The organism is Kushneria sp. AK178, from assembly GCF_053903105.1.
On sequence record NZ_CP096381.1, the window covers coordinates 2985158 to 3009737 of the forward strand.

A 24580-nucleotide genomic window follows, 5' to 3' on the forward strand; every position below is an offset into this window, starting at 1 on the left:
ACGCCTGCGCCCCGTTCAGGGCCGCGACGGTGCATCGTTGTCCGACGAAGCGGCGTCCGATGGCGCCTCAGTGTCTTCTTCATCACGTGATTCGGGCGGGGCCGCCATCACGTCAGGCTTCTCGGGCGGCTGATCTGCACCGGCTCCCTTTCCCTGCAGGTGCGCCAGCAGGCCATCGATGTTTTCCAGATGAATGCTGGTGCGCGGCACCGCCAGATCGAAGCCCTCCTCGTCCATGCGCCGCTTGAGGCGCAGATTGAACTCGCGGGTGACCTCCCACTGCATGACCGGCGCGGTACGAAAGCTGGCCCGCACGATGGCCGAGCCTTCGGTAAAGCTCTCCACGCCCTGCATCTCCAGCGCCGACCAGATCTTGAAGCGAAACAGCGGGTCGTTGCGCATGCCGCCGGCGGTCTCCTCGATCATCTCGATGGCCCGGTCGATGCTCATGCGCTGGGGCACGCGTACCCGGAACATGGCGTAGCCGAACTCGCGCGAATAGTTCTGCACCGCCTTGATCTGGCTGAAGGGTACCGAATGAACGATACCGTCCAGATCACGCAGGCGGATGGTGCGCAGGCTGAGCTTTTCGACCGTCCCCATGTTGCCGCCGACATCGACGAAGTCGTCGATGGCCAGGGTGTCCTCTACCAGAATGAAGATGCCGGTAATCAGGTCCTGTACCAGCGTCTGGGCTCCGAAGCCTACCGCCAGACCGATGACACCGGCACCGGCCAGCAGCGGCGTCACATTGACGCCCAGATTGGCCAGCGCCGCGATCGAGCCGATCACCACGATGGTGACAAACACCACATTGCGCATCAGCGGCGTGATGGTTTCGGCCCGCGCCCGGCGCGCCCGGCCACGCTGGGAGCGCGAGGTGGACGTCATGGCCCGGTGGATCGCCGTATCGGCAAGAATCCAGATCAGCCAGCAGATCAACACCGTCAGCCCGATACTGAACAGCGGCTGGGCAATACGCTCGCCCACCCCGCCGGTACGGCCAATATTCAATATCGAAAAGCCCCAGACCTGGGCGGCACACTCGGCAAAGACGACCCAGCAGGCCAGATGCGCCAGCACATAGCCGAACCGGGTCAGGCGCCGGGTATAGAGCGAACGCCGCGGTCGCTGGCGCACCTGCTGGCTGCTGCGGCGCAAAAGACCGGTCACGATCAGCGTCACGATCATGAGTGCGGCGGTCAGGATCGCCCGGGCAAAGACCGAGCGCACATCGCCGCTGTAGGTCAGGATCGCCAGCAGCGAGGCGGCCACGATCAAAAGCGCCGGGATGTGCCAGACCCGGCCCAGTACCTGAATCAGATCACTGATGGCCCCGCCCTCGCGACGCTGGCTCAGCGGTCGGTTGCGAATCAGATGGCGGATCGGGCGCCGAAAGCGCACCACGAAAAAGCCGGTCAGCACGACGGCCGCGATGTTGACCACCTCGGCGCTGAAGTTCGCCAGGTCACTGCCGAGCGCTTCGGTGAGCAGATTGGCATTGAGGGCATCCCCCAGCGCCGCCACGCTGCCAATGTAGAAAAGCGGCCAGGCCGCCTGCTGGCGCAGCAGACGCAGCGCCGTGCGTCGATGCCCCCAGGAGAACAGTGAAAAGACCACTTCACAGGCCGAGGCGAACACCATGCCGCACAGCGCCGCCCAGCCGAGCGTGGTCGCCAGGGTCATGCCGGGCGTGGGGCCCATCCGGAAGGTCACCGCCAGGGTACCGGCAAAGGCGACTCCCATGGGCAACAGCCGGCGCAGGCAATAGCGCATCAGCACCACGGCGGTGGGCTGCTCGGGCAACCGCTGTTCCACGCCGTAATGTTTGCCCACGGCACGAATCAGTGCATAAAGCAGCAGGCCTGCCGCCAGCTGCACCGCCAGCGTGATCAGAAAGTCCCGTATCAGTATCCAGCGACTGCCGCGCTCGCCGAATCGCTCGGCAAGGTCATCCAGCGCGCTATCGGCGCTTCGCTGCCAGCTCTGGGCCAGGCTGCGCCCTTCGCCCTCCTGGCCGGTCACCTCCTCGAAGGTGGTCGCCAGCGCCCCCAGCAGGCCGCGTCCGGTCGCCCCCGGCGGCCCCTGCGCCTCGTCGCTGTCGATGCGAGCCTGACTGGCCTGTCTTAAATCCCGCAGCCCCTGCAACAGCGACTCTCGCTGCTCGCTGTTTTCAAGCGTCGAGATCAGTTGATCGAGCGAGTCGCGAATCTGCTCGGGGGAGGCCTGCTCACTGTTGCCGTTGTCACCGCCGCCCGACCCCAGCCCGGCCAGCTCGGCGGCCGAACCATGGGCCCGGGGGACGCCCACCAGCACCATCAACATCAGCATCAAGATGACCGCGACCGCCCGGTGCATCGCTGTCGGCGGCCGGAGCCCTGTTATCGCCTGCATTGCCTGATATTCCTGTCACTTCAATCGGGGGCAGCGTGACCTGGTCGGGCCCGGCTCACAAGTCACGCGTGCCGGTCACGGTCGCCTCCCGCCATGACCGGCCGGTGCAGGCCCCTGAAAACGTCGCGATCGACCCGGCGCCTCTGGCCGGACCCGGCCGGAAAACGGTTGAAAAAATATTGACACTGGCTCATCATACCCGGCCATTAAATCTGGCTGACCAACATTTTTGCGGAGCGCGCCATGAAATCAGGCATCCACCCCCAGTACCGCACGGTGATCTTCCACGACACCAACGCCGATACACACTTCAAGATTCGCTCGACCGTTAATACCGGCGAAACCATCGAGTTTGAAGGCGAGACCTATCCGCTGGTACGTCTGGATATCTCTTCTGCCTCGCACCCCTTCTATACCGGCCAGCAGCGTCAGGCCAGCTCCGAAGGTCGTGCAGCGCAGTTCCGTCGTCGCTTCGGCAACTTCGGTACGCGCGGCGGGCAGTAAACTCCGGGCGCACGCCGCCCTCGTCGTACGGCCCTGTTCGGTCCGATATCCCGAACACCGCAGCGCTCCTGTATGCCCGAAAGTCTCTCTTTCGGGCGTCAGGGCTGCTCCCTCTGCGCCGCGCATGGCGTTTCCCGCTTCCGATAGCCCCCTTGTGACATAAATCAGACTGAATCACGCTCTCGGGCATGAACCCGCCACGCGCGCTATTGTCTTATTGTCAGCCATTTTGATTCAGCCACTACCCGTGAGGAGTGTTTACATGGCAGATCAAGGTTACAACGCCGCCTGGCGCATGGCCGAACAGATGAAGGCACGCGCCCGGGCCGCACAGCCCTCCCGTCAGCCCGGCGCCCTGAAAATGCTGGGCGCCTGGATGATCTTTGGCATCCTCCTGATGCTGGGCAGCGTATTGGCCCTGTTCTTTATCCTGCTGGGCTGGGCCATGATGCCGCTGGTGCGCCATCGCATGAAAAAGCAGGCCGGTCAGCAGGGCCACACCTGGCAGGGACAGACCGCCACCCCCAACGGCCATGCCACGCTGGAGGGCGAGTACGAGATTCGCCGCGACGCCCACGCTCAGCACCACTGATTTCCCTTCTACCCGGGGACTGAATAAAGCCGGCGCTGCCGGCTTTTTTAATGCTCGACCGTCATGCCGGCAGCCCCCTTGAATTACCGGCGACACGCCCCGACATCCTATATAATGAGCCTGCTAACGACATATTGGCAGCACACCCCTTTCGCCGTTTTTAGAGGCCACCATGTCCCTACTTGCCAATACCCGCCTGTCCGTTCTGGATCTGGCGCCCGTGCGTCAGGGCGGTGCCATCAGTGAGACGTTTGATAATACGGTCACGCTGGCACGCCACGCTGAATCGCTCGGGTATCACCGTTTCTGGCTGGCCGAACACCACAACGCGGCCGGCATCGCCAGTGCCGCCACCTCGGTGCTGATCGGTCACGTGGCCGGCGCCACGTCGAGCATCAGGGTCGGCTCCGGCGGCGTCATGCTGCCCAACCACCCGCCGCTGGTGGTGGCCGAGCAGTTCGGCACGCTGGCCACGCTCTATCCCGACCGCATTGATCTGGGGCTGGGTCGCGCGCCCGGCACCGACGGTGCCACCATTGCCGCGCTGGGCCGCAACCCGCAAAGCGGGGTTCACGATTTTCCTCAGCAGGTGGCGGAGCTGTCGCGCTATCTGGACGATGAAAAGCCCGGGCAGCGCGTCAGCGCCTGGCCGGGCCAGGGCACGCACGTGCCGCTCTGGCTGCTGGGCTCCAGCGGCTACAGCGCGCAGCTTGCCGCGCAGCTGGGACTGCCGTTTGCCTTCGCCGGCCAGTTCGCGCCGGGCTACATGATGGAAGCGCTGCGGCTGTACCGCACCAACTTCCAGCCCTCGAGCGTGCTCGATGCGCCCTACGCCATGGCGGGCATCCCGGTCGTCGCCGCCGACAGCGACGAAGAGGCGCAGTATCAGGCCACCACCCAGCAGCAGAAGTTTCTGTCGCTGATCCGGGGGCAACGCATTCAGCTGGCGCCGCCGGTGCGCGAGATGGACTGGAGCCCGCACGAGCAGGCCGCCATCGCCAACAACCTGGGCGCCTCCATTGTGGGCGGCCCGGACACCGTGCGCCGCGAGCTCGAGGCCTTTATCGAGCGTACCGGCGTTGACGAGGTGATGATCAACTCGGACTTTTATGAGCATGCCGACCGGCTGCGCAGCTACGAGATCATCGCTGACATTCGCTCGTGACGCCGTCAGGCGCCCCGAGCGCCGCGGGGCGTCAGGCCGTGCTGCCTGACGCCTCTGCCCGCTCCCGACCTGCCAGTGCTCGATTGGTCACGAATACCGCCACCGCGATCACCGCCCCGCCCAGATCGGTCCATAGCCCCGGGAAAATCAGCATCAGCGCCCCGGCAATGGCCAGCAGTCGCATCACTGCATTGACCCGCGTCCACAGATAGCCCTCGGCGGCCACCGCCAGCAGGGTCACCCCGGCAATGCTGGTGACCAGCACCATCGCAATGTTGCTGAGGGTGGAATCGATCATCAGCATCTCGTGGGCAAACACGAACATGAAGGGCACCACGAACCCGGCGATCGCCAGCTTCATGGCCTGAAAGCCCGTAGCGTTGGGCGAGCCGCCGCTGATGCCGGCACCGGCATAGGCGGCCAGCGCCACCGGGGGCGTCAGATTGGCAAAGATACCGAAGTAGAACACGAACATGTGCGCCACGAACACGGCCGTGTCGTTGCTGCCGGAGAGCTCGCGAAACAGCGGCAGGTTCAAAAGAATCGGCGCGGCCATGGTGCTGGTAATGATATAGGTCGGGATACTGGGCAGCCCCATGCCCAGCACGATGGAGGCCAGCATGGTCAGCAGCAGCGTGACCATCAGCTGGATTGTGGGACTGGGAATCTGCGAGCCCAGCGCCACCACGGCATCGGCCGCCTCCAGCGCCACGCCGGTGAGCGTGGCCACGCCCACGATGATGCCGACTGCCCCGCAGGCCACGGCCACCGGAATGGCATTGCGAATCCCGCCTTCCATGGCATCGACACAGTCCCGCGCGGTCATGGTCTCGGCCACGATGCCGCGACTGGCGCGCAGCGCGTTGATGATCATCGGCACCGCAATCACCGCCAGCAGCCACACTCGCCCGGCGGACACGGCCGGCACGTCCCGACCCATGACAAGCCCCGCCAGCTGCGGCTGGAAGATCAGCGCCAGCAGAATCAGTGACAGACCGATCACCACGCGACGCGTGCCGCAGATCAGGATCGTGGCGCCGATCGACCAGAAGGCGGCAAAAAATGGCGCGCGCCCGTCGGCCAGCAGCCAGATCAGCACGGCCATGGGAATCAGCAGATGGCCGCGCTCGATCATGACCGCCCGCACCGGCGAGAGCTGATCGCGCGGAATGCCCTTGAGGCCGTTGCGCAGGGCGCGCAGATGCACCTGGATCAGCACGCCCAGATAAAAGAGCAGCGCCGGGATGATGCCGGCCAGCATCACCTGGGTGTAGGGCACCGACAGCACCTCGGCCATGATGAAGGCCGCCGCCCCCATGATGGGCGGCAGAATCTGGCCGCCCACGCTGGCTGCGGCCTCCACGGCGCCGGCAAAATTGGGCTTGTAGCCGGTCCTTTTCATCAGCGGAATGGTGAAGGCCCCGGTGGTCACCACGTTGGCAATCGCCGAGCCGTTGATCGAGCCCAGAAAGCCGCTGGCAATCACCGCCACCTTGGCCGGTCCACCGCGGGAATGCCCCGCCACCGCCAGCGCCAGGTCGTTGAAAAGCTGGCCCAGTCCCGACTTGCCCAGAAAGGCGCCAAACAGAATGAACAGGATGATATAGCTGGCCGATACCGCGATCGCCGAGCCCAGCAGGCCCTCGGTGATGTAGACCAGATGCGACATCAGCTGACGGCCGATCGCCATCAGGATATCGGGGTTGAGCTGGGGGTAGAACGACAGCCGGGCGTAGAGGCCGTAGGCCAGAAAGGCGGTGGCCAGCAGCGTCAGCCCCCACCCGGTGACGCGCCGGGTGGCATCCAGCACCAGCAGGATGGCGATGATGCCGATCACCATGTCCAGGTCGGTGATGCGCCCGGCGGCCAGAATGATGCGCTGGGCGGAGACGATCATGTAAACCCCGATACCCAGCGCCAGAAGCGCCAGTATCACATCGCGGATCGGCACCCGGTCGCGTGCCCCCTTGCGGGTAAAGGGGTAGAGCACAAAGGCCAGCGCCAGCAGCGTATAGAGGTGGATGCTGCGCTGCTGAATATCGATCAGCGGCCCGGCCGTTGAGGTATACAGATGAAAGATCGCCAGCAAAACGGCCAGCACCGTCACCGCACGGGCAAACAGGGCCGGCAGGCTGTGGCGTACGGCACTTTCACGATCGTATTTTTCCAGTAGCGCCGGATCCAGCGCGGCGCTGTCATCCCTGCCCACCAGACCATCGGTCAGCTCGGCGCCATCGCGGTCATCCGCTTGTCTGCTCATGTTGTTGTCTCCGTGACGGCGCGACATGTTACTTGCTTGTCAGACGTCAGCCGATGCCACCACGGGCGCCACAGCCCCGTAAGCACCGCGATCACCGGCAGGCGCTGCGATTGAAAATGCAGCAGTGGCGCCGCGCCCAGGGCCCCGAGGTCGAAACAGTAGCCGCCGTAGCCCATGCGGTAATGCTCGCGCGATGCCGCCTGAACCAGCAGCGGGTCCACCGGCCGATGGAGGTCATTCAGCACCACCCAGCCGTGCTCGAGCTGGCTGACCGGCCCGATATCCGGCACCCCGGCACCGAAGGTCTTGAAGCGGCTGCCCACCACGTCAATGCCGCCAGCGGAAAGCTCGAAGATTTCGACCCAGTCCTCACGCTCCACCGAATGCTGCCAGCGCAGTGAAAATTGCGTGCCATCGCCGCCGGACAACACGTAGCGTTGTGCGCGCTCGCCCCCGGCGGTCAGCTCACTGACCACCAGCCAGGGGCGGGGCCAGCCCAGCATGACCGTCAACGCCAGCACGCACAGCGCCGGCCAACGTCGGCGACGTGGCACTGGAAGGATCAGCTGGCGTTCTGGCTCTCACCATCGCTGGCGCTGTCATCCTGCGACGCGCTGTCTTCGCGGCTGTCGTAGTAGCGCTGGGCACCGGGATGCACCGGCAGCACCAGGTCCTGATCCAGCGTATCGGCGCCCACTTCACGCAGGGCGCCCACGGCGACCTGGCCGGAGCCGAGATACTCGTCAAAGCGACGCGCCAGCTCCTCGGCCACGTCATCACGCATGCTGGCCGGCGCGATCAGGAGATTGCGGATGGCCACGGTATTGACCGGCTCGGAGAGGTCATAGCGCTCGGCGGCATCGGCCGGAATGGTATAGCGCTGATAGTAGGGATAGTCGTCCATCAGCGTCTGAGCAGTATCGCCGTCGATGTTGACGAAGTGGATATCGCGGCTCTGCATCAGACCGGTAATGTTGCTGTTGGGCACGCCGGAGGTGAAAAAGGCGGCATCAAGATTGCCGTTGCTCATTTCGGTGACGCTATCGGCATAGCCGGTATGGCTGACGCGCCCCAGATCGTCATAATCAAGGCCCGCCGAGGCGAGAGCGATTTTGGCGCTGGCTTCCACGCCCGAGCCGACCTGCCCCACGCCGATACGCTTGCCGGCCATGTCCTCGATGCTGTCGATGCCGCTGTTGTCGAGCGCCACGACCTGTACCACGTTGGGATAGAGCCCGGCGATGGCGGTAATGTCAGCGGCGCTGCCCTCGAACTGGTTCTGACCGTTTGCAGCGTCATAGGCCACATCGCTCATGACGATCGCCAGCTGGTTGAGCCCGTCCTGGATGTTCTGAATGTTCTGCACCGAGGCGCCGGTCGAGACCACCTGCACGTTGCTGACCAGCGAACTGTCCTCGAGCACGGACTTCAGCGCACCGCCCAGCGCATAGTAGGCGCCCGAGGTGCCGCCGGTGCCGAACACCAGCTGGACGGGCTCTGCCGCAGCCTCGCTGCTGTCGTTCGGGCCATCGCTGCCCTGCTGCTCGGCGTTTGCAGCGCTGTCGGTCTGCTGATCGTCGCTGTTATCGCCGCAGCCACCGAGCATCAGCAGTGCCAGCGAGGCCGCAATGAGTCCGCCCTTGTAAGTCATGATGCCTTCCCCTGATCCGTTGGTCTCGTGCGCTCTTGTTCGTCGAGCACTGTCGTGCGAGGCCAATGTATACAGGGGCCAGGGCGTAATACAACGCGCCCGGCGTCTGACAGGCACCGGGCGCGGCATCCATTGGTCGTATTGAAAAAATCACAATGTCATGATCTTTCCCGGGCCGACCGACCGACAAAATCATCGATGAGCGCCGCCAGTCGCTGCGGCATCTCCATGGGCAGCAGGTGCCCGTGATCGGGAATCACCTCGAAACGCGGCGAGGCAAACTGGCCCAGTACCAGCGCCTGCTGGGTCTGCGGCGGCAGTGAAGGGTCCCGGTCGCCCACGACGATCATCGTCGGGTAGTCCAGCACGCCCACCTCGGCGGCAAGATCCTCCCGGCTACCGTGGCGCGGCCAGGCCTGCCACGCGCCGGGCGAGGCGCGCATGGCATCCTCGACGGCGTCACGATGGCGCGCCGGAGAAATATCTTGCGCGATGGCACCGTCGATAAAGGCCTCGGCCTGCTCGCGGCTGTGGTCAAAGGCCTGCTGAAATTCACGCTCTTCGTCGCTGACCGGCTGCGGACCGGCCGGCGCCGGCGCCACCAGCACCAGCGAGGCAAGCCACGCCGGGCGTCGGGCGGCCAGCACCATGGCCACCTTGCCGGAAAAGGAGTGGCCGACCAGCACCACCCGCTCGAGCCCCAGCGCCTCGATGGTCTGTTCGACCTGATCCGCCATGGCGCGGGTATCGAACCCGTCCCGGTCGGCGGCATCGCCAAAGCCCGGCAGATCCAGCGCAATGCAGCGATGCTTTTGCTCCAGTTCGGGGATGACGTCGAGCCATTCGCGATGTGAATTGCCGAAAAAGTGCATCATCACCAGAGCGGTTTCGCTCCGGCCACGATCGATCAGTGGCAGCATGTGCTCTCCCTGTACACGCCTGGAATGTTCCCGCTGAGCATAGCTGGCGTTCGCGTCGCTGACAGCGATCGTTTGTCGATGACCGCGCAGGCATGCCTATACTGAGCCTCATGTTCAACATACGTCGGTGACACCGGTCACCCCTCGAACGACGACAGAGGATGCATGCCCATGGATACCAGCGGTTATATTATCGCCAGCGACAGCGCCATCATTGGTGTTGGAGAGACCATCAATGAGGCTGCCGAACAGGCGCTCGAGTGGAGTGATGATTACGATGGCGTCGAGGCGCTGATCGAGGATATGGAAGGCGATCTCGACAAGGCCCACGAAGAGGATGGCAAGCCCTATCTCCGCCGGGCCACCGCCGCGCTTATCGAGGCCGTGGAGAAGGGTGGCACGCCGGAGCAGTGGACCATCATCGACAATATCGCCTGTACCGCCGAGGAGGCCACGGAGCACAACAGCTAGCGCCATGCCACGGCGTCAGAGCAGACGCCGGATGCCCGGCAGCCCGCCCAGCCATTTCTGAGCCAGAACCAGCAGGTTGCCGGGTTCTCTGGTCAGGTGATGCTCCTGCTCGTTTTCATCCACGGTCACCCAAAAGAGTCGCCCCCGGTCATCCTGCTCGACCCTGAAGCTGCTGGCCGGGCTCAGCGCTCGCTCGATCACGTCATCCAGCTGTGACACCAGAGCGTCGTGATCCACGCGCAGCCCCATCTCGTTGTTCCACCAGGTCGAGCGTGGATCCACATTGAACGAGCCGATAAAGAGTCTTTTGTCGTCCATGACCATGGCCTTGCCGTGCAGGCTCGAGGCCATCGCGCCGAAGTGATGCATGCGCCGCCGGCGCGGCTTGTGGCCGTGGCGCAGCTCATACACGTGGGCGCCCCTTTCCAGAAAGCGCCGGCGCCAGGGCGCATACCCCCCGTTAACCGCCGGCATATCGCTGGACTTCAGGGAGTTGGTCAATACGGTGACATCGACGCCCCTTTCCAGCAGCGCCTCCAGATCGATCACGTCCCGCTCGCTGGGAATGAAGTAGGCCGAGACAATCTTTATCTGCTGTTGCGTCTCGTCAATCATGGCGCCGAGCGCCGGTCCCATGATGAACTCCCGCGGCGGATAGCCCGGCTGACAGGATTTGTCGGGATGATCCCAGTAGAGCTCGCCGCGGGCCTGCACCAGTTCGCCCAGCCCCGCGTCAAGCGCGCGCGACTCGTCATGGTAGATGGGCAGAAAGGGGGAATCCGCCAGCGACTCACCGGCAAGCGTGGTCCTGAGCTCATCGCGCAGCACCTGCCAGTCATAGCCCGACTCTTCGGGCACCAGCGCCGACAGGGTTCGCACGCAGCGCCCGTGCCAGTACCGACTGAAGCATTCGCGCATCTGATCGGCGATGCGGCCGCCAGCCACCAGCATGTCGAGATCGGCGAAGTTGTAGTCACTGTTGGTGATGAAGTAATCATCGCTGAGATTGCGTCCGCCCGCGATGCCGACCGCGCCATCCACCAGCCAGAGCTTGTTGTGCATGCGACGATGCGACCGGCGAATGGTCAGTGCCATCGCCAGCCGATGGCTCCAATAGTAGCGTCGCCAGAAGGTGACCGGGTTGAAAAGGCGCACCTCGATGCGCGGATGAGTCTCCATGGCGCGCAGCTTGCGCTGTACGTTAATGGCGCTCAGATCATCCACCAGCATTCTGACGTCGACACCCCGCTCGGCTGCAGCCAGCATTTCGGCCATCAGCACCTGGGTAGTCGTCCCATCCTCAAGGAGATAGGTCAGGCTGTCGATGCTGTGATGAGCGTGGCGCGCCAGATGTGCGCGCGTCTCAAAGGCCTCGACGCCGTCGGACAGCAGGCGCATGCCGCTATGATCATCCGATGCCGAGCCATGCTGGCGCGCCCAGTGCACCAGCGTATCGGTAGTGTTGTCATTGGTCATGGAAGGACTCATGGTCGCGGCGCTTCAGCGACCGATTGCGGTGATAACGGCGCAACAGCGCGGCATAAAGCGCTGCCACGAGCATGGCGGCCAGGACAAGCCCCTGGGATGGACGTTTCAGATGTTCAGGCAACAGGGTCTCAAAGAGCACGATCAGAATAAAGCCGAGCGTCTGGGTCGCAATGGCCAGAATACGTGGCGTATCGCGACGCGGGGAGCGGAAATCGGGCATGACAATCACCGGCAGCAACATGGATCGGCGAGCACCATCGGCCACGCCGGTCAGACAAGTCTAACGCATGATGGAAAAAACGGATGGGTCTTCTCGATAGCATCGGGCTGTTGTCGTCCCCGGTGCCTCTGGCCGTGGCGTGTGCCACGGTAACGCTGCTGGCAGCACACCGCTTCGGCCCGGCGCCACGTCCTGTCATGACACGCTGGGCGCTGGGGGCCCTGCTGTTCTGGTCGGCCGGCGCCGGACTCGCAGCATGGTACCTTCAGGGCATGCCCTTCCATGCGCCGTGGCCGGGCCCTGTATGGCACGCCGGCATGGCCCCCGCCGCCGGCCTGATCGCCCTGCTGATCTGGACGCTGTGGCACTGCCGCCGGCACCCGGCACTGCGCCGGCGACTCTGCGCCCTGATCATGATCACAAGCGGGCTCTGGTGGGGGCTGGAGCAGTGGCGATCGACCCTGCAGGCACCTCTGCCCGATGCCCTGCCTCCGCTGGCCTTCGAGTCGCTCGAGGGTCGCTCGGTCATTCCGGCCCATGATGACAACAGTCGCTATCTCCTGCTGTGGCGAAGCGACTGCAGGGCCTGCCGGCGATGGCTGCAGCAGCTGGCACAACGGCCTGCCGACCAGCGCCCCGCCATGGTGCTGGTCAATCAGGGCGAGACGCTTTTGAGCGTCATCCGCTATCTGGATCAACATCCCGACCAGCAGCTCGGACTCAAGGACACGGCCCTGCTGATGGACCCGCGACAGCGCCTGCTGGCCCTGACCCACCAGCGCCACCTGCCGGTGCTGCTGCACGTGGCAGCCGACGGCGCCCTGACGCTACGACATGAGCTGTCTGCACCGGCCGCGCCCACATTGCGGTAACACATGCTCACATCAACGCCCCGCAGACCGTCTCTTTTGGTTAAGATGGGCACCCTTTTCAAGGGTCATGGCAAGCGGCCCGTCGCTGCCACGACCTGCGACCGTCATGCACGGTCACTGACCGATTCACATCTGTACCCGCGCGCCCGCGAGGCGACACTGTCGAGGCATCATGAGCAATTTTATTCCCGGTCAACGCTTCATCAGCGACGGCGAAACCGAGCTGGGGCTTGGCACCATCTTGAGCTGCGATGCGCGCAGCGTGACCGTTTTGTTTGCCGCCAGCGATGAAACCCGCACCTACAGCGTGCGTGAAGCGCCCCTGACCCGCGTGGTGTTCGGGCGCGGCGACCGCATCGATACCGATGACGGCCAGAGCCTGAGGGTCAGCGAGCTGCGCGAGGAAGGCGGTCGGATCACCTACCTCGGCCAGGACGACAACGGCGAGCGCGAACTGCCCGAGTCGCGCATCAGCGATCGCATGCAGTTCCATCAGGCCCGCGACCGCCTGCTGACCGGCCAGATCGACCGCAACGACGCCTTCAACCTGCGCTATCGCAGCCTGCAGCATCTGGCCCGCATCGAGCGTCATCCCGGCTTCGGACTGTCCGGACCGCGCATCGATCTGATCCCCCATCAGCTACACATCGCCGAGGCCATTGCCGAGCGCCGTCTACCGCGCGTGCTGCTGGCCGATGAGGTGGGCCTTGGCAAGACCATCGAGGCCGGTCTGGTGCTGCATCGCCTGCTGCTGACCGGGCGCGTCGAGCGCGTTCTGATTCTGGTCCCGGACAGCCTCACGCATCAGTGGCTGGTCGAGCTGCTGCGCCGTTTCTCCATCGAGGTCACGCTGCTTGATGAGCAGCAGAGCGAGGCGCGCGGCGGCGACGGCAATCCGTTCGAGTCGACGCAGCTGGTGCTGGCCAGCCAGCAGTGGCTGTTTGCCAGCCCCGAGCGACAGAATCAGGCACAGGCCTGCCACTGGGACATGGTCATCGTCGATGAGGCCCAGCACCTCGAATGGGCCCCGGACAGCGGCGGCTATACCGGCTACCGCTGCGTTGAAGCCCTGGCGAGTCAGCGCACCGGCCTGCTGCTGCTCAGCGCCACACCGGAGCAGATGGGCGATGTCAGCCACTTTGCCCGGCTGCGCCTGCTCGACCCCGAGCGCTACCACGACCTTGAAGCCTTTCGCGCCGAGCAGCAGGATCACGCGGCGCTGGCCGACGCGATCGAGGCGCTCGAGCACCTGCCGGCCGACACGCAGCATTGCGACACGCTGCACCGCCTCGTGGCCGATGACGCCCAGGGCACGGGCCTGCTGAATGACCTGATGCAGGCCGGGGTGGACGAGCAGCCGTCGCTGCGCGAGTCGCTGCGACGCGTGCTGCTTGACCGCTACGGCATCGGCCGGGTCATGTTTCGCAACAGCCGTCGACATGTCAGCGGCTTTCCGGCCCGCCATCTGCACGTCAGCGAGCTGGAAAACCCGGGGGCCTATCGTCGCATCGAGCAGCGCCTCCAGCGCGATGAGGACTATCTCGACAACCTGCTGATCGAAACCGGTCTGGACTACCCGGAAATCCTGCTCTACCCCGAGGCGACCCTTGAGGCCCGCCGTCAGGACGCCGATGACAGTGACCGCTGGTGGCGCCTTGATCCGCGCATGACGTGGCTGCGCGAATGGCTCAAGGCGCACCCCAATGACAAGGCCCTGCTGATCTGCCATTACGGCGACACCGCGCGGGAGCTGGCCGCCGGGCTGCAGATTTTGACCGGCCTGCACGTGCCGGTGTTTCATGAAGACATGACGCTGATCGAGCGCGACCGCGCCGCGGCAGCCTTTGCCGAAGTCGAGGATGGCAGTCCGCTTTTGATCTGCTCGGAGATCGGCTCCGAGGGGCGCAACTTCCAGTTCTGTCACCATCTGATCCTGTTCGATCTGCCGCCCCACCCCGATCAACTGGAGCAGCGCATCGGCCGGCTGGATCGCATCGGTCAACAGCACGACGTCGAGATTCACCTGCCGGTCATGACGGGCAGCCCGACCGCGGCGCTGCTGCGCTGGTATCAGGAGGCCCTGGCGGCCTTCGAGGCCCCCGGCGGATTGGGCAGCGTGGTCAGCGATGCCCATGGCGATGCGCTGTTTGACGCTTTGCTGGATGATGAGGCGCTCGAGGCGGTGATCGAACAATCCCGGGCGCTGGCCGTGCAGACGCGCCGGGAGCGCGAGGCCGGTCGCGATCGCCTGCTGGGCTGGAGCTCGTTTGACCCCCGCCGCGCTGATGCCATGATCGAGGCGGTGCAGGCGCTGGACGAGGACGCGACGCTGGATCGCTATCTCGACCAGGCGCTGGATGTCTTCGGCATCGAGACCCGGGACACGGACGAAGGCCTGACCTATCTGCATCCGGGGTCTCACATGGTCGATGGCATGCCGGGACTGATTCGCGGTGAGGAGGGCTTTACCGCCACCCGCTCGCGAGCGCGGGCGCTGGCCCGTGATGACCTTCAGCGCCTGTCCTGGGAGCATCCATTGGTGCGTGAAATGCTCTCGCGGGCAACCAACGACAGCATGGGCAACACGGCGCTGGCACTACTGGGGCATCCGTCCATCCCTGCCGGGCGCTATATGCTGGAAGCCATCTTTCGAACGCGCACCAGTGCGCCGAAGACGCTGCACGTCAATCGCTTCTTCCCGCCGGCCACGGTGCGCGTGCTACTGGATGAATCCGGCCAGGTGCTCTCCGACAAGGTCTCCTTCGGTGGACTGGCGAAGAACCTGCGTCACGTCAAAAAGGGCGTGGCCCGGAATCTGATCCGTGAACGCCAGCAGCAGCTGCGCGAGCTGTTCGATCAGGCCGAGCAGCAGGCCGAGACAGAACTGCCGGCGCTGGTGGATCAGGCCAGAACGCAGATGACACAGCAGCTGGATGACGAGATCGAGCGGCTCGAGGCGCTGGCCCGGCGTAATCCGGACGTGCGCGACGAGGAGATCGAGATGCTGCGCCAGGAGCGTACGGCGCTTGAAGAGGCCATCGCCGGCACCCGCCTGCAGCTGGATGCCGTGCGTGTCATCGTGACCGTGGACCCGCAGTAAGCGGGTCACCTGGCCTGCCGCGCCGCTCAGGCGGCGCGATTTTCGATGGCCGCCAGGGCCTTCTCGAGGGTGGGGTACTCGAACCGGAATCCGGCGGCCTCGAGCCTTGCCGGCACCATGCGGGCCCCGGTCAGCAACAGCTGGGACATCTCGCCCAGTGCCAGCGAAATAGCACCGCCCGGTACGACAAAGGGCGCCGGCCGGTTCAGGCTGGCGGCCAGCGTGCGGGTAAATTCGGCGTTGGTCACGGGCTGGGGCGCCCCGGCGTTCCAGGCGCCGCCGACATCGTCACGCTCGAGCAGAAAGTCGATGATGCGTACCAGATCATGGCGATGGATCCAGGGCATGTACTGCTGCCCCTTGCCGAGGCGGCCGCCCACCCCCAGCCGGAACATGGGCCGCATGGGCTTGAGCATGCCGCCGTCGCGGTCCAGTACCAGACCGATGCGAAGACAGGCCACCGGCATCTGCTCGGTTTCCAGCTTCCGTGCCTCCTCTTCCCACTCCCGGCACAGCCGATGGGCGAACTCGTCATGGGGCGAGGTCTGCTCGGTGACTTCCCGGCTGCCCTGGTCGCCGTAATAGCCCATTGCCGAGCCTGAAATCACCTTCCCCGGCGGCTGTTCCAGACGCCGGCACAGCTCACCCACATCGCGCGTGGCCCTGACGCGAGAGTCGATCAATTGACGCTTTTGTGCGTCGCTCCAGCGGCGATTGAAAATGGGCTCGCCGGCCAGATTGACCACGGCATCTACCGACCGGTCGGCAAAGTCGACCGCGGCAGCGCGCGCCGTCACGGGCACACCGATGGTGGCGTGAGCCTTGTCGGGCTGACGCGACACCACCATCAGCGTATGCCCCTTGTCGTGCCAGTATTGACACAGCGCCTGTCCGACAAACCCGGTAGCGCCGGTAATGACTATATTCACGTTATCCCCCCGCTTGGCTGGCTGACGTTCGCGACCATCGACCATGGTAACCGGCCGTGTTTCAGGTATCCGGCAGCAGCGTTTTCAACGTCGATGCGCTTTCTGATACATATAATGTACAAGCTTTATGGCACGAACGCCCGGTGCCCCGGGCCGGCCCGGGGTCAAACACCTTCAGACAATTTGAGGCTTGCGTGGACTTCTTGCACAATATCGCCATTGTCGGTGCCGGCGTGGCCGGTCTGGCTGCAGCCCGGGCGCTGCAGCAGGCGGGGCACAACGTACAACTTTTTGACAAGGGGCGCCGCCCCGGTGGGCGCATGTCCACGCGTGCCAATACACACGGGGTGTTCGATCTGGGCGCCCAGTACTTCAGCGTGCGGGACCCCGAATTTGCCCGGCTTATCGAGACATTCGAGCAGCGCGGGGTGGTGACTCGGTGGCCCCGGGTCATGGCGCATGTCGATAGCGGCCGATGGCAGACGCGCCGTCCGGCGCATCCCCGCTACTCGGGAACGCCTTCCATGGCCGCGGTGACCGACGCCATGGCCGCATCACTGACGATCCATCGGCAGGTGCGTGTTACCGCCATGACGCGCCCCCGGTCAACATGGACGCTCGAGGACCACAACGGCGGCCGCTGGTCAGGATTCGATCACGTCATTCTGGCCCTGCCGGCGCCTCAGGCAGCCGAACTGCTGGGCGACGAAGTGGCGTCCCGCTTCTCCCTGCCCGCCATGTCGTCGTGCTGGAGCGCGTGGCTACGGTTCGAGGCCCCCCTGCCCATGCCGGCGGGGATCGAGACATGGCACGGCGCCCTGCTTGAAGATTCGCCGGTGCTGCGCTGGGCGGCTCGTAATCAGACCCGCCCCGGGCAGGCAGAGGGCGAGCGCCTGTCGCTGCTGGCCCGCGATGACTGGTCCGACCGGCACCTCGAAAGGGACGCGGCCGGGATAGCCGACGAGATGGTCAGCGCCTTTCGAGCGTGCTATCCCGAAACGCTGCCGGTCATCGAGGCGCATGGCGCCCATCGATGGCGCTACGCCCAACCCTGCCGCCAGCCGCCGGAAGGTGGCGACGGCTATCTCATCGATAACCCGATGGGCCTGTCCCTGTGTGGCGACTGGTGCATCGATGGACGCATCGAGGCGGCCTGGCAGTCGGGCACCCGCCTGGCACAGGCCCTTGGCCCCCGACCGACTCAATCCACTGCTGATCAAGGAATGAAACCGTCATGACAACCGCACTGATCGTACTGGCTCACGGCTCTACCGACAGCCGCTGGCAGGCCCCCTTCGAGACGCTGGAGCAGCGCCTCAAGGCACGCATGTCGTCGCCGGTACGGCTGGCCTACATGGAGCTCTGTGACCCGCTGCTCGAAGACGTGGTCCAGCAGCTGCACGCCGACGGGTTTGACAGCATCGATATCCTGCCGCTCTTTTTTGCCGCGGGACGCCATTTGCGCGAGGACGTACCGGGACAGCTGGACGCCCTGCGTCAGGAGCACCCCGGACTCTCCCTGACCCTGCTGGACCCGGTAGGTCAGCACCCCTCGTTTGCCGATGTCGTGGTGTCGATCGTGGCGGAGAATCAGCGTGACAGCAGTTGTACAGACTGAAGATTGACGTACAACACCTGTTCAAATACTGCTACACTCCCGTCATACACAGGTTAAATTTATTCGTTCGGCCGTGATCGTTGACGCAATCGTGTTTGCAGGTCGAACCGCTCATTTTCGCAACGTGGCGCACGCATCACATGTGGCGCCACGCTCCTGGCAGCAGGAAACGCGAAGGAGGCTCTCTTTACCATGACCGAGAAAGTGGCAAGTGCCGTTGGTGGACCGCTCTATCCCATCCGCGAAGTATCGCGCCTGACCGGCGTCAACTCGGTAACGCTGCGCGCCTGGGAGCGCCGCTACGGACTGATTCAGCCAAGACGAACGCCCAAGGGCCATCGTCTCTACGCGCGCGAGGATATCGAGCGGGTCGAGCGCATCCTGCAGTGGCTCAACCGCGGGGTGCCGGTCAGCCAAGTGGGAGAACTGCTTGACCAGGCATCCGGCGACACCCCCGCCGAGACACAGGACAGCGCCCCGACGTCGGCCACGACCGAAGAGGCAGCGCCGGATCACGACTGGGAAGGTCAGCGCCTCGAGGTCATCGATGCCGTGGCCGATTTTGATACCAACCGGCTCGAAAACCTGTTTACCCGCAGCATGGGGCTCTACCCGGTCAATACCGCCATCTCGCGTCTGTGGCAGCCCGTGGTCGAACGCCTCGAAAACACCCGGGCCGAGCAGGATACGCCCATGGCACAGCGCTGCTTTCTGGAATCCTTTTTGAGAACGCGGCTGGGTCTGCGGCTGTATCATGGCAACCATGAAAACACCGAGCCGCGCCTTTTGATGAGCTATCTTCCCGGCGGCTGCGGTGCTCTCTGGCAGCTGCTGCTGGCCTTTACGGCCAGCAGTGCCGGCTTCTATATCACGCTGTTTGATGGCCCGGTGCCCGTTGGCGAGCTCATCGACGCTGCTCGCAAGAAGGAAGCCAGAACCATCGTGCTTTCCGGCGCCATGGAAGCCGATATCGACGGCCTTCGTCACCAGCTTTCGCAGGCCGATTATCAGGGCATTCTGCCTATCCGCGTGGCGGGTTCGATCACCCGCCAGCTGCGCGACGTGGATGAGGAGAATCTCAGCGCGCTGGACAACGATCCGGCCCGAGCCATTGCACAGCTGAGACTGGCAACCGCCCGTCACGGCTGATGCCCACAACATCATGAACTGACCGCGACCCGCCTTTTGGCGGGTCGCTTGCGAAAGGAACGGGGCATGCTGCGTACCCAACGTCAGCTGGTCTGGTTTCGAACCGACCTGAGATGTGAAGACAACACCGCGCTTTATCATGCCGCACAGCGCGGTCCCGTGATCGGCGTGGTGTGCTGGACACCCAAGCAGTGGCGGCAGCACGGCCATGGCGATAACAAGCTCGATTTCTGGCGGCGCGGAATCGATGCCCTGTCCGAACAGCTGGGCAGACTCAATATCGCCCTGAAGATCATCGACGCCGACAGCTTCGATGTCCTGCCCGACCGGCTTTGCGAACTGGCCGACACGCTCGGGTGCGAGGCGCTGCATTTCAATGATGAATATGGCCTCAACGAGCGTCAGCGCGACCGTCGAGTCAGCGAGCGATTTCGCAATCATGACTACGAAGTGCATCGCTATACCGACCAGGTGGCCTTCACACCCGGCGAACTCAAAACCGGTGACGGCCGCTATTACAGTGTCTTCACGCCCTTTTACAAGAGCTGGCTCAAGAACATCGGCGCCGATCAGCTTCAGCAGTTTGAAACGCCCGAGGCGCAAACGGCGCCTGATGATGTCACTGCCGATGCCCGGCCCGAGCTCGATACCGGCAGCGCCGTCGTCGATGCCGACAGCTGGCCCGCCGGAGAAGAAGCCGCCCAGAAGCGTCTGGCCCGGTTTCTGCAGAAACGGGCGCATCACTACGATGAGGGACGAGACTTCCCTGCCATGAAGGCCACCAGCGGGCTATCGGCCTGGCTGGCACTGGGAATGATTTCATGGCGCCAGTGCCTCAACGCGGCGGCGGCCAGAAACGGCGGCCACCTGGGCGATGGCGACAGCAACCTGCAGAGCTGGATCAGCGAGATCATCTGGCGCGAATTCTATCAGCATGTGCTGGTAGGGTTCCCCCGCGTCAATTGCCATCAGCCGTTTCAGGAACATACGAAGGCCATGGCCTGGCGTGACAGTGACGAGGACTTCCAGCGCTGGTGTGAAGGCAATACCGGCTATCCGCTGGTCGATGCGGCCATGCGCCAGCTGACCACGACCGGCTGGATGCATAATCGCCTGCGCATGGTGACTGCCATGTTTCTCAGCAAGCATCTTTTGATCGACTGGCGTCGTGGCGAGGCGTTTTTTCTGCAGCATCTGGTGGATGGCGAACTGGGTTCCAACAACGGCGGCTGGCAGTGGGCGGCCTCCACGGGCACGGATGCGGCCCCCTACTTCCGTATCTTCAATCCGACCACACAGTCGAGACGCTTTGACCCGGAAGGCACATTTATTGCAGAGTTTGTGCCCGAACTGGCAAGCGTTGCCGCCAACAAGCGTCATGCGCCCGATGCCGCCACCTGCCGGCAGACGGGCTATCCGCGCCCGATGGTGGATCATCGCGCGGCGCGTCAACGCGCGCTGGACGCCTTCAAGGCATTGAGTTAAACGTAGCTGAAGAGTGATTCCGGAGCAGCAGGCTCACGCACCGGCCCTGGCGTGCATTTCGCCACCTCTATCAGTAAACTGGGCCCGCTCCTTCGGGAGACCCTATTCCTTTGATTTCCGGAACATGTCAGTGACCACGCAACACTCCTTTAACCGTGATCAGCTGCTTGCATGCAGTCAGGGCGAGCTTTTCGGCCCCGGCAATGCACAGCTGCCGGCACCGAACATGCTGATGCTGGATCGCATCACCAACATTCAGGAAGCGGGTGGCAGATACGACAAGGGCGAGCTGATCGCTGAGCTGGATATTCACCCCGATCTCTGGTTTTTCCAGTGTCACTTCCCGGGCGATCCTGTCATGCCCGGCTGCCTGGGTCTTGATGCCATGTGGCAGCTGGTGGGTTTCCATCTGGGCTGGCTGGGCAACCCCGGTCGCGGCCGCGCTCTTGGATGTGGCGAGGTCAAGTTCTCCGGACAGATTCTTCCGGATGCCGGAAAGGTCACCTACCATATCCATATCAAGCGGGTGATCACGCGCCGTCTGATCCTCGGCATCGCCGATGGCATCCTGTCCGTGGACGGCCGCGATATCTACGAAGCCAACGACCTGCGCGTTGGCCTGTTCACCTCCACTGCGAATTTCTGATGGGGAGGCTCCCATGCGACGAGTGGTAGTCACTGGCCTGGGCATTGTCTCCTGCCTGGGCAACGATCAGCATCAGGTACTTCAATCCCTGAAAGAAGGCCGTTCGGGCCTTCGCTTTCGCGACGAGTACGTCGAGCGCGGAATGCGAAGCCATGTGGCCGGCGTCGTGGACATTGATCTGGACGCTCTGGTCGATCGCAAGCAGCGCCGCTTCATGGGCGACGCTGCCGCCTATGCCTATGTTTCAATGCAGCAGGCCATCGATGACGCGGGACTCGAAAGCGATGACGTGTCCAACATGCGCACCGGTCTGATTGCAGGCTCCGGCGGCGCCTCTTCTGCCAACCAGGTGGAAGCGGCCGACGTTCTCCGTGACAAGGGGCTGCGCCGGGTCGGACCCTATCGGGTGACCCGGACCATGGGCAGCACCGTATCGGCGTGTCTGGCCACCCCTTTCGGCATCAAGGGCGTCAACTATTCCATCTCCTCGGCCTGCGCGACCTCGGCCCACTGCATCGGCAGCGCTGTCGAGCAGATTCAGCTGGGCAAGCAGGACATCGTCTTTGCCGGCGGTGGCGAGGAAGAGCACTGGACCCTGTCATGTCTGTTCGATGCCATGGGCGCCCTGTCCACCGCCTATAACGAGCAGCCCGACAAGGCTTCCCGCGCCTATGATACCGCCCGTGACGGCTTCGTTATCGCCGGTGGCGGTGCCATGCTGGTGCTTGAAGAGCTCGAGCATGCCAGAGCGCGCGGTGCAAAGATCTACGGCGAGGTCGTGGGTTACGGCGCCAATTCCGACGGTCACGATATGGTCGCGCCGTCCGGTGAAGGTGGCGCCCGCTGCATGCAGCAGGCGCTGGCGACCGTCGAGGGGGATATTGACTATATCAACACCCACGGCACCTCGACGCCGGTGGGCGATATGTGTGAGCTCAAGGCCCTGCGCAGCATCTTTGGCGACAGGGTACCGGCGCTCTCCTCCACCAAGTCCCTGACCGGTCACTCCCTGGGCGCCACCGGTGCCCAGGAAGCCATCTATTCGCTTTTGATGATGCAAAACGATTTCATCTGCGCCTCGGCCAACATCGATGAAATTGACCCGGAAGCGACGGATCTGGATATCGTGACCCGGCGTCGTGACGGGGTGCGCCTCGAGCGCGTGCTGTCCAACAGCTTCGGGTTTGGCGGGACCAACGCCTGCCTGATCTTCCAGCGCATGGCCGAGTAGCCCTGCTGCCGCACCGGCCGCTGAATCAAAAAGGGCGCCCTTCGGGGCGCCCTTTTTCATGTTCTCGTCTCCTGTGTTGTCCTACAGGGCGCTGGCAGAAGCCTCTTCGATAGTGGGCCGGGGGACGCTCGAGATGCGCGAGAGCTGCTGCTCGATCCACTGCTCGACCTCCCGGGTCACCTCATCCGGCGTACGATCCCTTGTCATGATGGGCTCGCCGATCACCACGTTGATCTGTCCGGGCCGTTTAATGAAGCTTTTGCCCGGCCAGTGCTCACCGGCATTGTGCGCCACCGGCAGTATCGGTGCCCCGGCCCGACAGGCCATATGAATACCGCTTTTATTGAAGCGGCGACGCTCACCGGGCGGTACTCGTGTCCCTTCGGGAAACAGCAGCACGGAAAGCCCGGAGGCCAGTCTATCGGCCCCCTCGCTCAGAACCGCTCTGAGCGCGCGGGACGGCCTTGATCGATCCAGCGGAATGGGTCTGAGCATTCGAAGCGCCCAGCCAAATACGGGAATTTTCAAAAGCTCCTGCTTGAGTACCGTACACATCGGTGACTTGATGGTCTGCAGAAACAGGGTTTCCCACTCACTCTGGTGGTTGGCCAGCACCACACAGGGCGCATCCGGGATATTGGCACGGCCCTCGACCCGATAGCGCACGCCGCAGCAGAGACCGAACCAGAAGACGATAAAGTGATTGTAGAGATTCAACACCCGAAAGCGGGCGTTGAGCGGCAGGCAAAATGCCAGCGGCACCAGGGTGACAGCGCTGACCATAATGGCTGCCAGATAGCCGGTATAAAACAAAAAACTGCGCAGCGCCCTCACGGAGCCTTCTCCTCGTCAAAGCGTGTCTGGCACCACTGCTCGAGCATGGTATCCAGCGCCAACCGCCAGGGCTTTTGATGGACACCAAAGGTTTCGAGCATCTGACGACAGTTGAGTACGCGCCGTAGCGGCTGATCATGATGGTGGTGCAGAGGCTGAATCCGGCCGGGCGTCAGGTCGAGATGCCTTCTGGCCAGCTGAATTTCCAGCTGATGACGCACCACGCCGTGAAAGGTATAGAGACTGACCGGTTCAACACCGGCAAGATGGTAAGTCCCCCACGCATTGGCGCCTGAAAACTGCTGCGCCAGCATGCCGATAACGGCACGCGCCACAGCCTGCACGGGCGTGGGACACACGATCTCGTCATCTGCCGCGCGCAGCGGCCGACCATCGACCATGGCGTCCAGCATGTCGGCCAGCCAGGCATTCCGGCCTTCCAGTGCCATCAGCGGTCCGATGCGCACAATAAAATGTCTGTCCAGCTGCCGGCGCAGCTGATTGCCCATTTCCAGTAGACGCTGCAGCCCTTCATCACGCGGCGCCGGCAGCGTGCTCTCCTCGATGGGCATGTCCGACCCGGCGTCAAAGATCTGATCACTGACAAACCAGACCAGCGGCACGCCGCAGGCGCGACAGGCGCTCATGACAGCCGCCACCTGATCGACGTGCGCAGCCATTTCAGCATAATCAACACTGACAGGGCACAGCAACGGCGGAAAAATGACAGCGTCCGGCGCCCATGCTTCAAGCTGTGATGGGCCACACTGATGCCCCGGCTCGGCGATCAGCTCGACATCGCTTCGCAGCGCGCTTTCATCGATCAGCGCCCGACCCAGACAGTGATCGGCATCAAGCAGTAATAATTTCATTGATTTTGCAGCCTGACAGGAAATGACGTCACTCTCGGCGGGCAGTGACGCGGCAGGCCCGACACTTTACAAAAAATTGCCGGGGGTTGCACTGTCCGCCCTGCATCATGGCCGCGGCGCGGCCGCCTCGCCTCGACCGCGTCATGATCGTCTATCCTCCATCCATGAGGATTAGGGCT

22 protein-coding genes are annotated in these 24580 nt (G+C 63.9%); 12 read left to right on the top strand and 10 right to left on the bottom strand.

Going from position 1 to position 24580, the window contains the following annotated elements:
- Window positions 1-15: 15 nt before the first annotated feature.
- Window positions 16-2394, bottom strand: coding sequence for a mechanosensitive ion channel family protein (locus M1D97_RS13675; RefSeq protein WP_456268278.1), 2379 nt, complete (start codon window positions 2392-2394; stop codon window positions 16-18).
- 243 nt (window positions 2395-2637) lie between these two features.
- Between M1D97_RS13675 and M1D97_RS13680 the strand changes: the two genes are divergently transcribed.
- From M1D97_RS13680 to M1D97_RS13690, 3 genes are all read left to right on the top strand, one after another.
- Complete coding sequence (locus M1D97_RS13680; RefSeq protein WP_456268279.1) at window positions 2638-2898, top strand: type B 50S ribosomal protein L31; 261 nt, start codon at window positions 2638-2640, stop codon at window positions 2896-2898.
- 262 nt (window positions 2899-3160) lie between these two features.
- The gene (locus M1D97_RS13685; RefSeq protein ID WP_456268280.1) at window positions 3161-3490 is read left to right on the top strand and encodes a hypothetical protein; all 330 of its coding nucleotides are present in this window, start codon (window positions 3161-3163) and stop codon (window positions 3488-3490) included.
- Window positions 3491-3662: 172 nt separating this feature from the next.
- Window positions 3663-4655, top strand: coding sequence for an LLM class flavin-dependent oxidoreductase (locus M1D97_RS13690; protein WP_456268281.1), 993 nt, complete (start codon window positions 3663-3665; stop codon window positions 4653-4655).
- Between the two features lie 31 nt (window positions 4656-4686).
- On the opposite strand, the gene M1D97_RS13695 is transcribed toward M1D97_RS13690, so the two are convergent.
- From M1D97_RS13695 to M1D97_RS13710, 4 genes are all read right to left on the bottom strand, one after another.
- The gene (locus M1D97_RS13695) at window positions 4687-6915 is read right to left on the bottom strand and encodes a TRAP transporter permease (RefSeq protein ID WP_456268282.1); all 2229 of its coding nucleotides are present in this window, start codon (window positions 6913-6915) and stop codon (window positions 4687-4689) included.
- Window positions 6912-7436 carry a DUF1850 domain-containing protein gene (locus M1D97_RS13700; RefSeq protein WP_456268283.1) on the bottom strand — a complete coding sequence of 175 codons (525 nt, stop codon included), beginning with the start codon at window positions 7434-7436 and terminating at the stop codon, window positions 6912-6914. Before M1D97_RS13700 ends, M1D97_RS13695 begins: the two co-directional genes overlap by 4 nt.
- 41 nt (window positions 7437-7477) lie before the next feature.
- Window positions 7478-8566: a TAXI family TRAP transporter solute-binding subunit gene (locus M1D97_RS13705; RefSeq protein ID WP_456268284.1), complete on the bottom strand. Its 1089-nt coding sequence runs from the start codon at window positions 8564-8566 to the stop codon at window positions 7478-7480.
- Between the two features lie 158 nt (window positions 8567-8724).
- Window positions 8725-9486 (bottom strand): alpha/beta fold hydrolase, encoded by a 762-nt coding sequence (locus M1D97_RS13710; RefSeq protein ID WP_456268285.1) that lies wholly within the window; start codon window positions 9484-9486, stop codon window positions 8725-8727.
- 171 nt (window positions 9487-9657) lie between these two features.
- Between M1D97_RS13710 and M1D97_RS13715 the strand changes: the two genes are divergently transcribed.
- A complete protein-coding gene (locus tag M1D97_RS13715) occupies window positions 9658-9957 on the top strand; it encodes a hypothetical protein (protein ID WP_456268286.1) in 300 nt (99 codons plus the stop codon).
- 15 nt (window positions 9958-9972) lie between these two features.
- Here the strand turns inward: M1D97_RS13715 and M1D97_RS13720 are convergent, their stop codons facing one another.
- Window positions 9973-11433, bottom strand: coding sequence for a phospholipase D-like domain-containing protein (locus M1D97_RS13720; protein ID WP_456268287.1), 1461 nt, complete (start codon window positions 11431-11433; stop codon window positions 9973-9975).
- Window positions 11423-11665, bottom strand: coding sequence for a hypothetical protein (locus M1D97_RS13725; RefSeq protein ID WP_456268288.1), 243 nt, complete (start codon window positions 11663-11665; stop codon window positions 11423-11425). Before M1D97_RS13725 ends, M1D97_RS13720 begins: the two co-directional genes overlap by 11 nt.
- Window positions 11666-11748: 83 nt before the next feature.
- Here M1D97_RS13725 and M1D97_RS13730 point away from each other — a divergent pair, with 83 nt between their 5' ends.
- Both M1D97_RS13730 and rapA read left to right on the top strand, forming a co-directional pair.
- On the top strand, window positions 11749-12537 hold the full coding sequence (locus M1D97_RS13730) for a TlpA family protein disulfide reductase (RefSeq protein WP_456268289.1): 789 nt from the start codon (window positions 11749-11751) through the stop codon (window positions 12535-12537).
- A 172-nt stretch (window positions 12538-12709) separates the two neighbouring features.
- On the top strand, window positions 12710-15637 hold the full coding sequence (rapA, locus tag M1D97_RS13735) for an RNA polymerase-associated protein RapA (protein WP_456268290.1): 2928 nt from the start codon (window positions 12710-12712) through the stop codon (window positions 15635-15637).
- A 26-nt stretch (window positions 15638-15663) separates the two neighbouring features.
- Here rapA and M1D97_RS13740 read toward each other — a convergent pair whose 3' ends face one another.
- On the bottom strand, window positions 15664-16566 hold the full coding sequence (locus tag M1D97_RS13740) for a TIGR01777 family oxidoreductase (RefSeq protein WP_456268291.1): 903 nt from the start codon (window positions 16564-16566) through the stop codon (window positions 15664-15666).
- Between the two features lie 194 nt (window positions 16567-16760).
- Here M1D97_RS13740 and M1D97_RS13745 point away from each other — a divergent pair, with 194 nt between their 5' ends.
- From M1D97_RS13745 to fabB, 6 genes are all read left to right on the top strand, one after another.
- Complete coding sequence (locus M1D97_RS13745) at window positions 16761-17804, top strand: NAD(P)/FAD-dependent oxidoreductase (RefSeq protein ID WP_456268292.1); 1044 nt, start codon at window positions 16761-16763, stop codon at window positions 17802-17804.
- Entirely contained in the window at window positions 17801-18184 is a 384-nt protein-coding gene (locus M1D97_RS13750) for a sirohydrochlorin chelatase (RefSeq protein WP_456268293.1), read from the top strand. The genes M1D97_RS13745 and M1D97_RS13750 overlap by 4 nt, the downstream gene beginning before the upstream one ends.
- Before the next feature lie 192 nt (window positions 18185-18376).
- A complete protein-coding gene (locus M1D97_RS13755) occupies window positions 18377-19333 on the top strand; it encodes a MerR family transcriptional regulator (RefSeq protein WP_456268294.1) in 957 nt (318 codons plus the stop codon).
- A gap of 66 nt (window positions 19334-19399) precedes the next feature.
- A complete protein-coding gene (phrB, locus tag M1D97_RS13760) occupies window positions 19400-20818 on the top strand; it encodes a deoxyribodipyrimidine photo-lyase (protein WP_456268295.1) in 1419 nt (472 codons plus the stop codon).
- A gap of 130 nt (window positions 20819-20948) precedes the next feature.
- On the top strand, window positions 20949-21464 hold the full coding sequence (gene fabA, locus M1D97_RS13765; protein ID WP_456268296.1) for a 3-hydroxyacyl-[acyl-carrier-protein] dehydratase FabA: 516 nt from the start codon (window positions 20949-20951) through the stop codon (window positions 21462-21464).
- 13 nt (window positions 21465-21477) lie between these two features.
- The gene (gene fabB / locus M1D97_RS13770; protein ID WP_456268297.1) at window positions 21478-22695 is read left to right on the top strand and encodes a beta-ketoacyl-ACP synthase I; all 1218 of its coding nucleotides are present in this window, start codon (window positions 21478-21480) and stop codon (window positions 22693-22695) included.
- Between the two features lie 81 nt (window positions 22696-22776).
- On the opposite strand, the gene M1D97_RS13775 is transcribed toward fabB, so the two are convergent.
- Both M1D97_RS13775 and M1D97_RS13780 read right to left on the bottom strand, forming a co-directional pair.
- Window positions 22777-23529: a lysophospholipid acyltransferase family protein gene (locus tag M1D97_RS13775; RefSeq protein WP_456268298.1), complete on the bottom strand. Its 753-nt coding sequence runs from the start codon at window positions 23527-23529 to the stop codon at window positions 22777-22779.
- A complete protein-coding gene (locus M1D97_RS13780; RefSeq protein ID WP_456268299.1) occupies window positions 23526-24401 on the bottom strand; it encodes a sugar nucleotide-binding protein in 876 nt (291 codons plus the stop codon). The genes M1D97_RS13775 and M1D97_RS13780 overlap by 4 nt, the downstream gene beginning before the upstream one ends.
- Window positions 24402-24580 lie beyond the last annotated feature (179 nt).

Bases quoted from the DNA above. Each gene is read 5' to 3' on its own strand.
- phrB (WP_456268295.1), top strand. From the start codon at position 19,400: ATGCTGCGTACCCAACGTCAGCTGGTCTGGTTTCGAACCGACCTGAGA.
- M1D97_RS13710 (WP_456268285.1), bottom strand. From the start codon at position 9,486: ATGCTGCCACTGATCGATCGTGGCCGGAGCGAAACCGCTCTGGTGATG.
- M1D97_RS13750 (WP_456268293.1), top strand. From the start codon at position 17,801: ATGACAACCGCACTGATCGTACTGGCTCACGGCTCTACCGACAGCCGC.
- M1D97_RS13720 (WP_456268287.1), bottom strand. From the start codon at position 11,433: ATGACCAATGACAACACTACCGATACGCTGGTGCACTGGGCGCGCCAG.
- fabB (WP_456268297.1), top strand. From the start codon at position 21,478: ATGCGACGAGTGGTAGTCACTGGCCTGGGCATTGTCTCCTGCCTGGGC.
- M1D97_RS13695 (WP_456268282.1), bottom strand. From the start codon at position 6,915: ATGAGCAGACAAGCGGATGACCGCGATGGCGCCGAGCTGACCGATGGT.
- M1D97_RS13685 (WP_456268280.1), top strand. From the start codon at position 3,161: ATGGCAGATCAAGGTTACAACGCCGCCTGGCGCATGGCCGAACAGATG.
- M1D97_RS13780 (WP_456268299.1), bottom strand. From the start codon at position 24,401: ATGAAATTATTACTGCTTGATGCCGATCACTGTCTGGGTCGGGCGCTG.
- M1D97_RS13705 (WP_456268284.1), bottom strand. From the start codon at position 8,566: ATGACTTACAAGGGCGGACTCATTGCGGCCTCGCTGGCACTGCTGATG.
- M1D97_RS13715 (WP_456268286.1), top strand. From the start codon at position 9,658: ATGGATACCAGCGGTTATATTATCGCCAGCGACAGCGCCATCATTGGT.
- M1D97_RS13755 (WP_456268294.1), top strand. From the start codon at position 18,377: ATGACCGAGAAAGTGGCAAGTGCCGTTGGTGGACCGCTCTATCCCATC.
- rapA (WP_456268290.1), top strand. From the start codon at position 12,710: ATGAGCAATTTTATTCCCGGTCAACGCTTCATCAGCGACGGCGAAACC.
- M1D97_RS13690 (WP_456268281.1), top strand. From the start codon at position 3,663: ATGTCCCTACTTGCCAATACCCGCCTGTCCGTTCTGGATCTGGCGCCC.
- M1D97_RS13680 (WP_456268279.1), top strand. From the start codon at position 2,638: ATGAAATCAGGCATCCACCCCCAGTACCGCACGGTGATCTTCCACGAC.
- M1D97_RS13675 (WP_456268278.1), bottom strand. From the start codon at position 2,394: ATGCAGGCGATAACAGGGCTCCGGCCGCCGACAGCGATGCACCGGGCG.
- M1D97_RS13725 (WP_456268288.1), bottom strand. From the start codon at position 11,665: ATGCCCGATTTCCGCTCCCCGCGTCGCGATACGCCACGTATTCTGGCC.
- M1D97_RS13730 (WP_456268289.1), top strand. From the start codon at position 11,749: ATGGGTCTTCTCGATAGCATCGGGCTGTTGTCGTCCCCGGTGCCTCTG.